Origin of the sequence: Pedobacter sp., assembly GCF_045628745.1 — a bacterium.
In the GTDB taxonomy this organism is placed as follows: Bacteria; Bacteroidota; Bacteroidia; order Sphingobacteriales; family Sphingobacteriaceae; genus Pedobacter.
This window is the reverse complement of record NZ_JAZQPU010000289.1, coordinates 1-15,605: the sequence shown is the minus strand read 5'-3', so window position 1 is coordinate 15,605 and position 15,605 is coordinate 1. Positions and strand designations below refer to the sequence as shown.

Annotated in this window: 12 protein-coding genes and 1 tRNA gene; 8 read left to right on the top strand and 5 right to left on the bottom strand. The window is 40.7% G+C overall.

The genetic code is table 11. The features are described from left to right. On the bottom strand, positions 1-345 hold a 345-nt coding region (locus ACR2F7_RS10785), incomplete at its 3' end, for an FAD-dependent oxidoreductase (RefSeq protein ID WP_432713571.1). Positions 346-586: 241 nt separating this feature from the next. Here ACR2F7_RS10785 and ACR2F7_RS10780 point away from each other — a divergent pair. Then, a complete protein-coding gene (locus ACR2F7_RS10780; RefSeq protein ID WP_432713570.1) occupies positions 587-1,813 on the top strand; it encodes an ROK family transcriptional regulator in 1,227 nt (408 codons plus the stop codon). 12 nt (positions 1,814-1,825) lie between these two features. Here ACR2F7_RS10780 and ACR2F7_RS10775 read toward each other — a convergent pair whose 3' ends face one another. Then, positions 1,826-3,007: a copper amine oxidase gene (locus tag ACR2F7_RS10775; protein ID WP_432713569.1), complete on the bottom strand. Its 1,182-nt coding sequence runs from the start codon at positions 3,005-3,007 to the stop codon at positions 1,826-1,828. 332 nt (positions 3,008-3,339) lie between these two features. Here ACR2F7_RS10775 and ACR2F7_RS10770 point away from each other — a divergent pair, with 332 nt between their 5' ends. Both ACR2F7_RS10770 and ACR2F7_RS10765 read left to right on the top strand, forming a co-directional pair. Further along, entirely contained in the window at positions 3,340-5,631 is a 2,292-nt protein-coding gene (locus ACR2F7_RS10770; protein WP_432713568.1) for a patatin-like phospholipase family protein, read from the top strand. Further along, entirely contained in the window at positions 5,628-6,158 is a 531-nt protein-coding gene (locus ACR2F7_RS10765; protein WP_432713567.1) for a hypothetical protein, read from the top strand. The genes ACR2F7_RS10770 and ACR2F7_RS10765 overlap by 4 nt, the downstream gene beginning before the upstream one ends. On the opposite strand, the gene ACR2F7_RS10760 is transcribed toward ACR2F7_RS10765, so the two are convergent. Beyond that, positions 6,155-8,548, bottom strand: coding sequence for a BamA/TamA family outer membrane protein (locus tag ACR2F7_RS10760; RefSeq protein ID WP_432713566.1), 2,394 nt, complete (start codon positions 8,546-8,548; stop codon positions 6,155-6,157). The genes ACR2F7_RS10765 and ACR2F7_RS10760 overlap by 4 nt on opposite strands. Here ACR2F7_RS10760 and ACR2F7_RS10755 point away from each other — a divergent pair. The 3 genes from ACR2F7_RS10755 to ACR2F7_RS10745 all read left to right on the top strand — a co-directional run bounded on the left by ACR2F7_RS10755 (position 8,539) and on the right by ACR2F7_RS10745 (position 9,623). Next, positions 8,539-9,288: a TrmH family RNA methyltransferase gene (locus ACR2F7_RS10755; RefSeq protein ID WP_432713565.1), complete on the top strand. Its 750-nt coding sequence runs from the start codon at positions 8,539-8,541 to the stop codon at positions 9,286-9,288. The genes ACR2F7_RS10760 and ACR2F7_RS10755 overlap by 10 nt on opposite strands. A 48-nt stretch (positions 9,289-9,336) precedes the next feature. Continuing rightward, positions 9,337-9,410: transfer RNA gene (locus ACR2F7_RS10750), tRNA-Cys, on the top strand. A gap of 36 nt (positions 9,411-9,446) precedes the next feature. Continuing rightward, a complete protein-coding gene (locus ACR2F7_RS10745; RefSeq protein WP_432713564.1) occupies positions 9,447-9,623 on the top strand; it encodes a spore protein in 177 nt (58 codons plus the stop codon). A gap of 389 nt (positions 9,624-10,012) precedes the next feature. Here ACR2F7_RS10745 and ACR2F7_RS10740 read toward each other — a convergent pair whose 3' ends face one another. After that, complete coding sequence (locus tag ACR2F7_RS10740) at positions 10,013-11,041, bottom strand: quinone-dependent dihydroorotate dehydrogenase (protein ID WP_432713563.1); 1,029 nt, start codon at positions 11,039-11,041, stop codon at positions 10,013-10,015. Between the two features lie 81 nt (positions 11,042-11,122). On the opposite strand from ACR2F7_RS10740, the gene ACR2F7_RS10735 reads away from it, so the two are divergent. Together ACR2F7_RS10735 and ACR2F7_RS10730 are read left to right on the top strand one after the other, a co-directional pair. Further along, positions 11,123-13,036, top strand: coding sequence for an ABC-F family ATP-binding cassette domain-containing protein (locus tag ACR2F7_RS10735; RefSeq protein ID WP_432713562.1), 1,914 nt, complete (start codon positions 11,123-11,125; stop codon positions 13,034-13,036). Next, positions 13,036-14,283: a DUF5103 domain-containing protein gene (locus ACR2F7_RS10730; RefSeq protein ID WP_432713561.1), complete on the top strand. Its 1,248-nt coding sequence runs from the start codon at positions 13,036-13,038 to the stop codon at positions 14,281-14,283. Before ACR2F7_RS10735 ends, ACR2F7_RS10730 begins: the two co-directional genes overlap by 1 nt. Here the strand turns inward: ACR2F7_RS10730 and ACR2F7_RS10725 are convergent. After that, positions 14,241-15,605: alpha-amylase (locus ACR2F7_RS10725; RefSeq protein WP_432713560.1), on the bottom strand; the 1,365-nt coding region annotated here is incomplete at its 5' end. The two genes, ACR2F7_RS10730 and ACR2F7_RS10725, sit on opposite strands and share 43 nt — an antisense overlap.

Genomic DNA, 15,605 nt, shown 5'->3' with positions numbered 1-15,605 from the left:
TGGCTCAAAAAGTGTATTGCTTACCCAACCTGTCTCTACAGCGTTTGGACCACCGTAATATTGATAAAGCTTTTCTCTAAACTCACCCCAAATTCCCGATGGCATTTGGTGATTGCCGTCAATGGCTGAAACTCCAGCGCTAGTTAACATGCCCCCAAGCCAACCTGTTTCTTCAATGATCAACGTATTTACGCCCATCCTAGAGGCTTGAATGCCGGCGGTAGTTCCGCTAGCTCCTCCCCCTATTATTAAAAGATCTACAATCAAACTATTTTGCTTCAACTCAGCCCGACTCCAAGTAGGTATCGCGAAAAGCAGTGAGAATAATATAAGGCAATGCTTCATTTTGTAAATGTTATAAAACGAAAGTAATTAATTATTTAACAACTGGTATACAATTAATAATATTTTTTATAAAGTATTTTTTAACCACCACTCTAGTCATACTTTTTAATCCACTTATTATATGGTATTAAGCTTATTTCAATTGAAAATTACTATATTAACCTAAAATATTAATAACTTTGAAATGTCCTTAATTTTTAAATATTTTAAATATTTAAAGCGACATTAAATAAAACTGCATATGACATTCTTTGAAGAATTAAATGATGGAAATATATCCGGAGTAGCCTATAAAAATATACGCCTTAAAAAAAATATCATCTCCCACTTATGCAGTTTTGGCAACTGCACGATTGCTGATCTTTGCAAAGAACTGAATATCAGCACACCCAAGGTAACAAGCCTGGTCACTGAATTGGTGAACGACGGCATAGTAGAAGAATTAGGTAAACTTGATTCTACAGGCGGACGCAAGCCCTTTATCTATGGTATGATATCTAATTCAGCATTTTTTCTTGGCGTAGATGTAAAGCATACTTACATCAACATCGGACTGGCAGACCTTCAAAAAAATCTTGTTAGTTTATCTGAAAACATACCTTATAGACTTAATAACGACAAAAATTCATTAATTGAACTCTGTGAGCTAATCAAACAGTTTATGAGTACTGCAGGGGTCAATAAAGACAAAATATTAGGTATTGGACTTAACTTAACCGGCAGAATTAATTATGCCACCGGGTACAGTTACAGTTTTTTTAATTTTAATGAAGAGCCACTGACCAATTTCCTTGAAGCAGAATTAGGAATAAAAGCACAATTAGAAAATGATTCCAGAGCCATGGCCTACGGTGAATTTAACGCCGGAGTGGTTAGAGAAGAAAAAGATGTATTATTTTTGAACATCGATTACGGCCTGGGCATGGGAGTGATGATCGACAGCCATTTATATTACGGAAAATCAGGATTTGCCGGAGAGTTTGGACATATCCCACTTTTCAATAATGAGATCATCTGTCAATGTGGAAAAAAAGGATGCCTGGAAACAGAAGCATCCGGCCAGGCATTACTCAGGCTATTTAAACAAAGAGTTTCAGAAGGATCTACAACATCACTTATCAGTCAGCACAAACTAAATATCAATGATATCATACTGGATGACATCATCAAAGCTGCCAAAAATGACGATGTTTTGTCTATTGAACTGATTGCCCAAATTGGAGAAAAACTAGGCAGAGGAATTGCCCTATTGATCAATATATTCAACCCAGAACTAGTTATCATGGGAGGCAACCTTGCAGAAACCGGAGACTATATTCGCCTGCCCATACTCAGCACCATCAACAAATATTCATTAAGCCTGGTGAGCAGAGACACACAATTAAAGTTCTCCAAGCTAGGCAGAAAAGCAGGCGTCATCGGTGCATGTTTGCTTGTCCGAAAACGCCTGCTAGAAGATACTTTATAAATTATTCATTACTTATTTCAAGTCAACAGGTATAAAAATCAGAGGCGTAGGGAGGCACGAGGCGCCCGGAGGCGAATAGGTTAATTTCAAGGTTTGTTCTTCACCATTCCCCGAAGGCTTAAAGACCTGAATTAAAATAGCCTCAGGAGCTTTTTTAGTAATCAACTCATCCTTTGGCAATTGAATAATGCCCGCCGGAAACTTACCTTCACTCACCACCATACTGGCAGCCATACCACCACACCATTGGTTATCTGAAGATCTTGAATTCCAGGTCACCAGCGCTAACCCTTTACCGTCCGTACTTTTCCATTTCAGCTCCACCTCATACATCACTCCGTAATTGCCAGCTAATTTTGACACCTTACCACTATGACTTTCTTTCCCTTCTACCCAGGGATCTTTAACACCGTCTGCCAACATCAACTGTACAACACCGTCTTTGGTATCAATAGACTGTGGGTTCACCACCTTATAATTACTTACACCAAATATACCTCTTCCCGCATTTGCATGGCCAAAAGGTACAATGTGTTTAATTTTCTCTGCCGCAGCAACCGAAGACATTTTTGGATCAGCCTGCACAACAGACACTTCACCGGGCTGATCAATAACAAACTCGTAAAAACCATGCACTAATTCGTCATACTTAACCACATTTTTATCTAACCGCTCATCTATAGAAATGTATTTTCCAGGAGCTACCGTCCGGATCTCCTCACTGCCATTTGAAGCAAAATAGTCTGCCAAACCTTGTTTTCCTATCTGAAAATAATTAAGGCTGGGCTTTTGTGAAGAATATTTAAGCATTCTAACATGCATAGGCTTTTTACCGGTATTTTTCAACATAGCAACAATCTTCCTATCCATTTTTACAGGCTCTTTAATACCGTTCACATTATATACATATAAACGTACAGCTCCAGGTACTACAGCTTCCTTCAACGCAATAGCCTCTGGCAAGCGAATATACTCAGGATCATCAGATATAATGAACTGAGGACCAGGCAATATAATTTTCTGGTAGTCAATCTGTTTAATTTTCTCTGTAAGGAAACCCGGCAACGCCACAATACTCCCCTGCTGGGTTTGAAGGATTGCTTTGTTTGAGCCAGGCTGTAAAGTCTGCGCAAACAAAGGCATCACCGACACGCCCAAAATAAGGCTGCTGATCACATTTTTAAGTTTTGTCATTTTGATGTGTTTTGGTCTAGATTAGTCGAAATTTGGTTTTATTAATACCCTACCAAAGTTTAGGGTTATAGAATCTCTTTCTACAAGTATATAAATATTATACTTAAGTTCATTAAACTTTTTAAAAAAATAAAATAAGTATATCTATAACTGCGCCGTTGTTGCAAACAGCCAGGGTAATAAATTTCCTCATCCTTAACACTGCGAGAGAAATCACATGCCCAATAATAATGGGGTTTTATAGCCTTAGCTTAAATTAAAATCTTTTACCTTTCTTATCTATAAAACCTTAATTTTAAGGTGTGTTAGCTTTAAGATACATCCTTTTATTCATGCTTATTTACCAGGGTCTACCTTTGCAAGCGCAGAAGGTGGGACTGGTATTGAGTGGAGGTGGCGCAAAGGGCCTTGCTCATATTGGAACACTTAAAGCACTCGAAGAAAACAATATCCCTATTGATTACATTACTGGAACCTCCATGGGCGGCGTGGTAGGTGCCATGTATGCCGCAGGCTACTCGCCCACACAAATGGAAGTCATTGCCCTCAGCAGCAGTTTCCAGGAATGGGTAACCGGAAGATATACCAGCGACTACAGTTTCTTCTTTCAGAAAAGCGGCCTTAATGCAGCCATGCTCACGGCAAAGCTCACGGCAGATACCAATTTGAGACTCAGTGTACGCTCCAACCTGGTTAATGATGTGCCCCTTAATTTTGCCCTGCTGGAACTTTTCTCCCAGGCATCTGCCATCGCGAAAGATAACTTTAACAACCTTTTTGTGCCCTACCGATGCATGGTTTCTGATGTCATTTCTCAAAAAAGCATCACCGTTAAAAAGGGAAGCCTTGCCGAAGCCGTCAGGGGAACCCTTACCGTTCCCTTTGTTTACCGGCCCATTAAGCTCGATGATAAATATGTATTCGATGGCGGTTTATACAATAACTTCCCCGTTGATGTGATGAAAGCAGAGTTTAAACCCGATTATATCATTGGCGTCAATGTATCCTCTAAAACATCTGATGTTTTTCCTAATGGCAATAACGACCGCCTGATGAACCGCTTCCTGTTCCAGATCTTCTTATCACGCTCCGACTCCACCTTGATAGGCGACCAGGGCATCTACATCAAACCCGATGTGATGGACTTTCACTCTGCAAATTTTGCACCTGTAGAAACCTTAATCAAGCAGGGCTACGATGCCACGATGGCAAATATGGAAGAAATCAAAAAAGCAGTGAAGCGAAGAATCAGCCCTTTTGAACTGGGGGTGAAAAGAGAAAAATTTTACGATAAAAAGCCAGACCTGGTGTTTAATGCCATCCAGATCAAGGGTGTTAACAATGCCCAGCGACGATACATCGAAAGGCTTTTTAAACCTAATAAGGCGGCATTGACCTTAACAGATATCAAGCAGGGTTATTATAAACTGGTGGCCGATGAAGCCTTTGAAACCGTTTACCCTAAAATAGCTTACCAGCCGGCAACAGACAAATATATCTTTGAAATCATTACCAGGCCACCTAAAAGCATCAAGCTAGATTTTGGAGGTAACATTTCCACACGCCCCATCAGCAACGTCTACCTGGGCTTGCAATACAGTTACCTCGATAGAAATGCCTATACTTTTGGCCTCAACTTTTATTCAGGGCGTTTTTACGAATCTATTCAGCTGGGTGGCAGGGTTGACTTCCCCTCCCGCATACCGCTTTTTCTGTCTGCAGAAATGACCTATAACCACTTCAACTATTATAGCACCAGTGCCATTTTTATTGAAGACCTCCACCCCACCTATATTGAGCAGGTGGATAGAAAGATCGACCTCAAACTAGGTATCCCGCTCTATGGCAGTGCCCGGATCACTTTGGGCAATGCTTTTATCAACAATACGGATCATTATAGCCCTAATAACACCTTTAATACGGGCGACGTGTTGGATAAAAGTATTTTTAAGGGTTCAAGGACAAACCTTGCTTATGAGCAAAAGACCCTCAACCGCAAGCAATACGCCAACCGCGGCCGTAATTTATTAGTCAGTTTGAATTATTTTGCTGGCAGGCAAAATTACGAACCCGGCAATATCTCCAGAAATATCGACACAGAAGCAGATGATATTCAATCTATCAGGACTTACAAAGAGTGGTTCAATTTTAAAATCAGCGATGAAAATTACTTTTACAGGAAAGGCAAATATACGCTCGGTTACCAGGCAGAGGCTGTCATCTCAAACCTTCCCATGTTCTCCAACTATTATGCTACGCTTTTGGTAGCCCCTGCATTTTACCCCTTACAGGATAGCAGGTCGCTATTTTTAGAGAATTTCAGGGCTGCAAGTTACCTTGCCGGCGGCCTCAAAAACAGCTATGCCCTCAAGCGCAACCTGGACTTTAGACTGGAAGCCTACGCTTTTGTCCCTTACAAAGAACTGCACCAGGAAGGTTTCCAAAATGTGGAGAATAAAAAGTCTTTTCAGAAATGGCATTATGCCGCCACCGCAGGACTGGTTTACCATACACCCCTGGGCCCCATTAGCGTCAGTTATAATTTATACGATGATCCCGTAAAAAGAAACGGCGTTTTGTTACATTTGGGCTATCTTATTTACAATAAACGATCTATAGAATGAGGCTTTTCAGCATATTACTTTTTATTACTTTATTTACCGGTGTTACTTCTGCGCAAACTTCCAACATTAATAATTTCCTCGTAAAGGAAAGCCTTTTAAAAAATAGTAAACTGGCTATTATTGCCGCTGATTCTTTAGAAAACCCCAAAGAGCAAATTAATGGTGTTTACACTTTCAGTGTGAGTGGCTTTACACAATCCCTGAAATTTAACGACGGGGTTGCCATTCTACCTATGCAACTGGAAAGATCATCTTTTGTCTATATCAAACACCTCAATGACCTGGGTACGCACAGCAAGCTGGTTTACGTCTACAAGAAAGACGGCGATTTAACGCCCTATCCCATCAGCACCCTCTGGTTAGTGCTGTTCCCTTTAATTGTGGTGGTTATTGCTTTTACCTTCCGTAAGCTGATAATTGTGGCCATTATTGTCTTGCTGATCTTTGTTTATTTTAACCACAGCAGTGGCTTAAACCTCTCTACATTCTTTGAGACCATCTTTGACAACCTGAAAAACCTGTTCTAGAAAGGCAGGCCTATACCAAAGTTATATTGCACAAAACGGTAATTTTCAGGACTATGGGTGATGTAGTAATCTTTTTTAAACTCCTGGCCACCACTCAGGTATTTTTTGATTACCCATTGGTCTGAGCCATTGAATTGTGGATCTTTCAATTTTAAACCGACATCAAAGCGGAAAACAAAGTAATCTACATCATAGCGCAGACCAACGCCTGTACCGATCCCGATTTGGTTAAAGAGTTTCTTGAAATCGAAATACGTTTCAGGTTGTGGATTTCCAGCAGAGATATTCCATACGTTACCCGCATCTACAAAGACAGCACCTTTAAGCTGCGCACCAAAAAACTTGTTCAGCAATTTATAACGGTATTCAAAATTCGTTTCTATATGCATCTGGCCCAGCTGATCTAAACCATAAAGCGTTTGGCGGCTTTCCTCTGTTAAAATTCTTTTACCACGGTCGTAATTACCTGGACCTAAAGTCCTTGCCTGCCACGCCCTAACGCCACTTGAGCCCCCTGCAAAAAACAGTTTCTCAAAAGGTACCGAAGTAGAGTTTCCATAAGCAAAACCAACACCCGCATTTAAACGGGCAATAAATTGTCTATCAATACCCAGTTTTTTATACCAGCGCACATCAACTTCAGGGCGGATATATTGGTTATAAGGCAAGCCTAAAATTTTACCATAATCGCCTTCAGCCACATTATGTTTACCGCCTGTTAAGCTGGCAATGCCGTTAATCAGGTTACCCGCCATATCCATATTTCCTCTGAAATAGATAAAACTCTTTGGCTGCAGCAGTTTATTCTGATTCAGCGTATAAGTATATTTGATACCCAGGGTAATATCTTTACGGTCAAGCAGCTGGATGTTGTATAAATTTTGTCTGATTAGCTCTTCATTAGCCGCATTTACTATCGGATCTGGCCCATCGGTAACCAACAACAGCCCACCAAATCTATATTCAAAATTCAATGGCGTAAAGGAGTGTATTTTAGTCTTGGTTTCAAACCAGTCGTAGGTTACCGAACTCAGGAACACCCTTCTTACGAAGAAATCTTTCTGCAGGGCATATACATAACTGGTGCTGAAAGTAGTAAATGGCATCCCGTTTTTACCCATCATGGGGATATCGAATGGCAATAATAACCGGGGCACAGCAAGGTTGGCACTTAAGGAGAAATCACGTTGGTAAACATCGTTAAAGATAGATTTGCCCTGCCCTGTTCTAGACTGTAAGCCCCCTTTAACCTGGAACTCAAAACGCTCGGCACCCCTAAAAATGTTGTTGTTGGTATAAGTATTACTCAAGGTAAAACCTACTGTACCTGCATTAAAAGGCACCTCGCCCTCAATTCGGTTACTCATCCGCTTTTGGGGAATCAACCTGATAACAGGGTCTACCCTGTTTGAACTGTCGCTCGCCTTCAGGTAATCGATCTTCACGTTTTTAAAAACGTTCATTTCATAAAGCCTGTTATAGGTAATATTTTCATTATCGCTATTGTACATATCACCCTCTTTCAGGAAATTGTAACGTACAATAGGGTTGCGCCTAAATCTTTTGGAAAGATCAGTATACCTCACCCCTCTAAAAATTCGTGGATTGACGGCGATAGAATCTGGAAAACCATCAGCATTAGGAGCCACAATAACGTTGGTTTCACCGATGGTAAACTGTTCATGCTGCGCCTTATCGGCAGGGTTATCAATAATCAGTGTAATATTGGTTTTGCTGGCATTAAGATTTGAATCTACCGTATATTTAACATAAGGACGGGCAAAATCGTAATAGCCGTTTTCCTTCATCACCTCATAAATATGGTCTCTTTCTGTAGCCAGGGAGTCATCATCATATTGCATGCCCTCGCTTACATTAGAGAACTCCGTCCTTTTTTTCATGTAAAGTTCCTTTACTTTAGGGTCGGCAATGTCAAAACTCAACTTGTTCACCATAAATGCAGGCCCGGGTTTAGCTGTAAAGTTAACCGCTGCCCTTTGCCCTTTTACCTCGATAGAAGATTTAACGGTGGCCTTGAAATAACCTTTGCTGTACAGAAATTTCTCAATCTGATTTCTTGAAATATCCACCAGCGTGCTGTCTAATACAGGGGCAGGGTTACCGATAGACTTTATTTTAAACAGTCCGTAGAATAAATTGTATAAACCTACATTAATGCCCAGTTTTGGTGCCGGCCTAATGTCTTTTTGCACATAATTTAAGGCTTCTTCTTTAAACTGCGCCGGTACACTATCAATTTCTACTTCTTTAACGATTGACTGATAGTCTTCTATGTATTTTGTAGAGGAGCAGGCAGCCGCAAAGAGAATAATAAATAGTAATATTGCAGGAAACTGGATCTTCTTTTTATAAATCAGGTATGCTTTCAAAATCTCAGATAGGTTTTATTAAATCGTTACATCAAAAAAAGTACCGCAAAGAAAACGGAATGTTCATTATAGAGGGCATTAAGTCCATAATTGAATTTATTCCATCAACCTATCAGCTACATAGCATTTATTACCTTGCTGAAAATAAAGCTGCACTTTCTAATTTACCATCAAATATAAAGTTATTTGAGGTAAACAACGCTGAACTGGCTAAGATTAGTACGCTGCAGGCTCCACAAGGAATATTAGCATTGGTACATATTCCAAAAACTGATATCTTTAAGCCTGAGGCACTGAAAAACAACTTTACGCTGGTGCTAGATGGCGTGCAGGACCCCGGAAATATGGGTACCATCATTAGAACAGCCGATTGGTTTGGCATAAAAAACATTATCTGTTCACAAAATACGGTAGAAATATACAACCCAAAGACCATACAGGCCACTATGGGATCACTTTGTAGGGTAAATGTTTATTACCTTGACCTTCCCATTTGGTTAAGTCAGGTAGAAATACCTATCTTTGGCGCGTTACTGGAGGGTAGCAGCAGTTATGACATATCTTGGGGCAAGGAAGGTGTACTGATATTAGGGAACGAAGGACAAGGAATAAGTGGCGAGGTAATTAAATTTATCCAGCATCCGGTGACCATCCCCCGCGTTGGAAGTGCTGAATCATTGAATGTTGCCATCTCTGCCGGTATTTTATGTGCAGAGATCAGCAGAAATTTAAATAAATAATTGCATCCTAACATATAATTGCTATTTTTGCAACCTGATTTAAAACAGGGTCGAGTGGCCGAGTGGCTAGGCAGAGGTCTGCAAAACCTCGTACAGCGGTTCGAATCCGCTCTCGACCTCCAGATTTATAATAAATTAAAAACACAAAGGTTATTACCATGGCAGTTACCAGATTAAAAAGAAAAGACAGAAAAAATAAAAATACTTCACGTTTAGAAGTAAAAACGTTAAAATTAGCTACAAACCTTGAGTTGGGAAGCCGTTCAAGACAATCTACTACAGATCAATTAGCTAAAAACAACGCTATTTTAACTCAGCTTTCTGCTCAGGCATAAGCTATTCTGCTAAAAAGCATTAAAAGATGCTGATCATTGAATAAATGGTCAGCATCTTTTTTTTGTGCCCATTTTTTTATCTCTTCCTGATTTCACTTGACACCTTATCTAATCATTTTTAAATATAACAGGTCAAAAAAAGGATCATCGAACGAACATTTGTCGATTCAACAACTTAAATGAACCTATTAGTTTCCATATCGTTTAGAGGGCGTTGGTAGGGCCTTCATAGGGCCTTCTTATATCGACTAGCCCTCTGAAGGCCTTCCCAATGCCCTGTTAAAACCTGCTGAATTAATAGGTGACAGTAAGCTGCCTTTAAGCCATTAAAAAACCCGGCCTCATTTTTAATGAGCCGGGTTGTACTATTTTTACTAAAATAATGCTGCTTACAATAAGCCTTTACAAATTCTTTTGATCACGCCCGGCCCTTCATAAATGAAACCCGTATAAAGTTGCACCAGCGATGCACCAGCTGCTAACTTTTCTTTGGCATCCTCCGGAGAGTGAATGCCACCCACACCAATGATAGGAAATGCACCGGCAGATTTTTTGGAGAGATACCTGATCACTTCGGTAGAACGCTTGGTGAGCGGCTTGCCACTTAAGCCCCCTGTTTCCTGGCTTAACTTTGCCGGGGTGTATAAACCATCACGGTCTATGGTAGTATTGGTGGCAATTACACCGGCTATATGGGTAGACTTTACAATGTCTACAATATCGTTTAACTGATCATCAGTTAAATCTGGTGCTATTTTCAATAAAATTGGTCTGCTGATGCCGTTTTTAGAATTGCGGTCCTGTAAAGTTTTCAACAAATGTGTTAAAGGTTCTTTTTCCTGCAGCTCTCTCAAACCTGGCGTATTGGGTGAACTTACGTTCACCACAAAATAATCGACCACATCAAACAGCCTGTCGAAACATTTAATGTAATCATTAACGGCCTCTTCATTAGGGGTCAGTTTATTTTTACCAATGTTGCCACCAATCACAATGGTGGGGTCTTTTTTCTTTAAAATCCGCAGGCGTTCGGCACAGGTGTCAACACCTTTATTGTTAAAGCCCATGCGGTTAATGAGGGCCTCATCTTCCTGCAATCGGAACATCCTGGGTTTTTCGTTTCCCGGTTGTGGCATTGGCGTAACGGTACCCACTTCAATAAAGCCAAAACCCAGGTTGCTTAAAGCCTCCACATATTCTCCGTTTTTATCAAAACCGGCGGCAAGGCCTACAGGGTTGCGGAATTTAATGCCAAACACTTCCCTTTCAAGTCCTTTAATGTTAACATCAAAAGTACTTCTTAAAATAGTCTTCCCAAATGGAAAGAAGTCATTGAACCATTTTAAACGTTTTACAACAAAATGGTGGACATTTTCCGGGTCGAACTGGAAAAATATAGGTTTAATGAAGCGATACATTTGGCGAAGATAGGAAGGTTTTTATTTTCTTAGCTCATCGGGGATAAAAAATGCAGCTAAAAATCGTATTTTTGCATCCAAATGATTTCAATAAACGACTTAACTTTCCTTATAGGCTCCAGAGCTTTATATGATGAAGCAAACTGGCATATCAAACCGGGTGACAGAGTAGGCCTGATTGGTGCCAATGGGACTGGAAAATCCACTCTATTAAAAATAATTGTTGGGGAATATGCACCTTCCTCTGGATCGATATCCATGTCTAAAGACCTGAAAATTGGGTACTTAAACCAGGATTTACTTTCTTATGAGTCGCACCACAGCATTTTGCACGTGGCCATGGAAGCTTTTGAACGTCAGAACCAGCTTCATGATGAGATAGAGGAATTGTTAAAGAAAATTGAAACCGATTATTCTGAAGATGTTCTTTATAAACTAAGTGATAAACAACAAGAGTTTGAAGCCCTTGATGGTTACAGCATAGAATACCGCGCCAACGAAATTTTAGCAGGTCTTGGTTTCAGCACTGAAGACCAGCACAGACCCCTGAATACCTTCTCCGGAGGTTGGAGAATGAGGGTAATGCTTGCTAAAATTCTTTTGCAAACACCAGACATCCTTTTACTGGATGAGCCTACCAACCACATGGATTTACCGTCTATTAAATGGTTAGAGACTTATTTAATGAGCTTTGAAGGTGCTATTGTCATCGTATCTCACGATAGGTATTTCCTTGACAAGGTAGTTAACCGCATTGTAGAATCCCGTAAAGGTAAGCTTACTTCCTATGCTGGTAATTATACTTTCTATGTAGAAGAAAAATCACTTCGCGGAGAGATCCAAAAAGGTGAATTTAAAAACCAGCAGGCAAAAATAAAACAAGAAGAAAAACTGATTGAGCGCTTCCGTGCCAAAGCCAGTAAGGCAAAAATGGCACAGTCGCGCATGAAAGCCCTTGATAAATTAGACCGCGTGGAAGATGTTGATGATGATAACCCTACGGTTAACTTCAGCTTCAAATTCACTAAACCTTCGGGCAGACACGTGGTGAAGATTGAAAATGCCAATAAAAGCTATCCTAACGTTCATATTCTTGAAAATGCAGAAGCTGTTATTGAAAAGGGCGATAAAATTGCCTTAATTGGTGCCAACGGTAAGGGTAAATCTACCTTATTGAGAATTATTGCCGGCGCTGAAGGTTTTGATGGTACCTGCGAAACAGGACATAACGTAACCACCACTTTCTTTGCTCAGCACCAGTTAGAATCATTGCACCTTGCCAACAGCATTTTAGAAGAAATGCAGGCTTTTGCACCTAAACATACAGATACAGAATTGCGTTCTATTTTAGGCTGTTTCCTTTTTACGGGAGATGATGTGTTTAAAAAGATCCGTGTTTTATCAGGTGGTGAGAAATCACGTGTGGCCTTAGCTAAATCGCTGACCACAGATTCTAACTTCCTGATTCTGGATGAGCCTACCAATCACCTGGACATTCAATCAGTAAATATCCTGATCCAGGCTTTAAAGCAATATGAAGGTACTTTTATTGCTGTATCCCATGACAGGTATTTCCTTGATAATGTAGCTAATAAAATCTGGTATATTGAAGATAGAAATATTAAACAATACCCGGGTACTTATGCAGAATACGAAGAGTGGAACAGCAAAAGACCACCTGCAGCACCTACCACCATTCCTTATAAAGCTGATAAAGAAGTAAAGCCTAAGGTTGAAGAAAAAAAATCGGCACCAAATACACAGCAGCAGTTAAAAAAGCTGAATGAGCAATTGCAGAAAACAGAAGCTGAAATTGCACAGCTGGAAGTGAATGTAAAAAGTATAGAAACAGAATTGGCAGACGACAAGGTTTATGGCGATAAAGCTAAACTTGCGGAAGTGAATTTAAAATATAAAACGGCAAAATCTACCTTAGATAAGGCACAACAGGTTTGGGAAGACCTTGCGGCTGAAATCATGGAAAAAGAAGCCTAATGATGATCATGGGGAGATTGCTTTTTTTGCTGCTCGCCTGTACCCAATTCGCTATGGCCCAACAAAGCCAGCTGCAAACAGTACAGTGCTACAATGCGCAAAAAGAACAATCTCTTCCTGTTATTGCCCTCAGTTCTACCGAGCAGCTGCTCTTTTCTTTTGACGACCTGCAGGGCGGCAGCAAAAACTACAGCTATGCTGTTGAACATTATACTGCCGACTGGCAGCCTTCGGGGCTTTCTACGGTAGATTATGTAATGTCTTTTGCCGGCGACCGCCTTACTGACTTCCAATACTCTTCTGGCACCCTCCAAAAATATACCCATTATAATTTGACCTTACCCAATGAACAGGTGAAGTTCAAAATTTCGGGCAATTACCTGCTGAAGGTTTATGAAAACGGAAATACCAACAAACCTTTGCTGAGCCAAAGGTTTTATGTGGTAGACAATAAAGTTTATATCAAGGCAGAGGTTAAACCCACTGCGCTAGTGGAAGAACGGAACAGCAGCCAAAAGGTTAATTTTACCATCGCCCATCCGCAGCTGAGCATTCAGCAACCGCAGCAAGACCTTAAAATTAGGGTTATGCAAAATGGAAACCCACATTCTGCTATTGTTAACAACAAACCAAGCTTTGTTCAACCGGGCCTTTTAACTTATAATGACCTTCAAAGTTATATTTTTAAAGGAGGCAATGAATTTAGAAAGTTCGATACCCGCAGTTTACGCTCACCGGGGGCACAAGTGAAGGAAATTTTAAAGGACAGCCTGACCACTGCTGTGCTGCTCACAGACCAAAGTCGCCACACACAAAAATACAGCAGTCAGTTTGACGAAAATGGCATTTATTACATTAGAAACCAGGACGGCCGTGATAACCAGACGGAAAGTGATTATGTAAATGTGCAGTTTACCCTCAAGGCTCCGCTTACGCAGCCTGCTGAGGTTTATGTTTACGGACGTTTTAATGATTTCAGGCTTGATCAACATTCAAAGCTGCATTATAATGCTGCTAAAAAAAGCTATCAAACCAATTTACTACTCAAGCAGGGCGTATATGATTATCAATATGTGAGTAAAGATGCTGCCACAGGTATGCTCAGCAGCACCTCATTGGAAGGATCTTTTTACGAAACAGGAAATACTTACCAGGTTTTTGTTTATTTCCGCAAACCTGGCAGCCGTTACGATCAGTTAATTGGTTATTTCAATACCCAAACAGATACACTCTTGCCCTCACAGTGAAATCTTGCCCAGCCATGATCATTAACCAGCACTTCTTCTTTACAATGGCCTAAAGCATCTACAAAAGTTTTCCCTGCATGCCTATGCCCCATTTCCATGTCTTTAAAGCCTTCATCGCCATTGCTCAATACAACGGCTAGTCCAGAACCGGGTACTTCGTCTACGCCCTCCCTGGTCCAGCCTATACAACAATTGTGGTCAAAATAATCTCTTTGCATGCCTTCAGCCTTTTCCATCCTCAATTGGCATAACAAAGGTAATACGTCTAACGCTACCAATTCAATGGTGGTTTGATTGCCCTGGTCATCATCGTCGGTATAAGTACAGCCATAAAGATCTGGGTAGAACAAGCAAGGAATGCCCTGCTCGCGCAATAAAATCAGCGCATAAGCCAGTGGACGAAACCAAAAGTCTACATAAGAAGACAGGGCCTGTAAAGGTTGTGAATCGTGGTTATCTACAAAGGTGATGGACAATTCGGGATGCATAGACACTAATGTACCTTCAAAAATTTGAGCGAGATCATAGTTTTCCTGCCTGCTGGCGAGGTAAAAGTTATGGTGTAAAATAGAGTCAAAAAGTTGTACCCTGCCGGCGGTTTGTTTTACATAGGCATCCATCTCTTCCACGCTATCAATAATCCAGTTCTCTGCAATAAAGAAAAAAGGGCGTTGATATTTGTTTTTAAGATGGTCTAGCCATTCGTTTAAAAAATCCACAGAGATGTGCTTAACAGCATCCAGGCGAAAGCCATCCATGCCACAGGTTTCATAATACCATTCACCCCAGCGTTTCAGTTCATCGCGAACGGCAACGTTACGGGTTTCAATATCGTTAAACATGAGGTAATCATAGTTACCAAACTCATTGGAAGGCACCTCTTCCCAGGACTCCCCATATTCATTTTGGATAGAGAAAATGCCATCTTGCTGCAAGTCTTCCGCCCTATCGATACCACTAAAACACTGGTGGTCCCATACAAAAGCGGAGTATTTTTCTGCCCTGCCGGGGAAGGTAAATTTCGTCCAGGCATCAATATCGAAAGCATCAGACTGGAATTCCAGCCTGTTATCAGGGTTAACCCGGCGTACTTTTACACGTTCCAACTCATCGGCACCTGCCTTATGGTTAAAAACCACATCGGCAATTGCGCTAATGTTCACTTCTTTCAAGGCTGCAATGGCCTGCAGGTATTCCTCTTTAGTACCATATTTGGTGGCTACACTACCTTTCTGGTCAAATTCGCCAAGATCATATAAATCATAAGCATCGTAACCCACGGATAAACCTCCCGATGTTGCTTTATATGCAGGAGGAAGCCA

Coding starts and splice junctions, on each gene's coding strand:
- ACR2F7_RS10780 (WP_432713570.1), top strand. CDS start 587: ATGACATTCTTTGAAGAATTAAATGATGGAAATATATCCGGAGTAGCC.
- ACR2F7_RS10775 (WP_432713569.1), bottom strand. CDS start 3,007: ATGACAAAACTTAAAAATGTGATCAGCAGCCTTATTTTGGGCGTGTCG.
- ACR2F7_RS10770 (WP_432713568.1), top strand. CDS start 3,340: ATGCTTATTTACCAGGGTCTACCTTTGCAAGCGCAGAAGGTGGGACTG.
- ACR2F7_RS10765 (WP_432713567.1), top strand. CDS start 5,628: ATGAGGCTTTTCAGCATATTACTTTTTATTACTTTATTTACCGGTGTT.
- ACR2F7_RS10755 (WP_432713565.1), top strand. CDS start 8,539: ATGCTTTCAAAATCTCAGATAGGTTTTATTAAATCGTTACATCAAAAA.
- ACR2F7_RS10745 (WP_432713564.1), top strand. CDS start 9,447: ATGGCAGTTACCAGATTAAAAAGAAAAGACAGAAAAAATAAAAATACT.
- ACR2F7_RS10740 (WP_432713563.1), bottom strand. CDS start 11,041: ATGTATCGCTTCATTAAACCTATATTTTTCCAGTTCGACCCGGAAAAT.
- ACR2F7_RS10735 (WP_432713562.1), top strand. CDS start 11,123: ATGATTTCAATAAACGACTTAACTTTCCTTATAGGCTCCAGAGCTTTA.
- ACR2F7_RS10730 (WP_432713561.1), top strand. CDS start 13,036: ATGATGATCATGGGGAGATTGCTTTTTTTGCTGCTCGCCTGTACCCAA.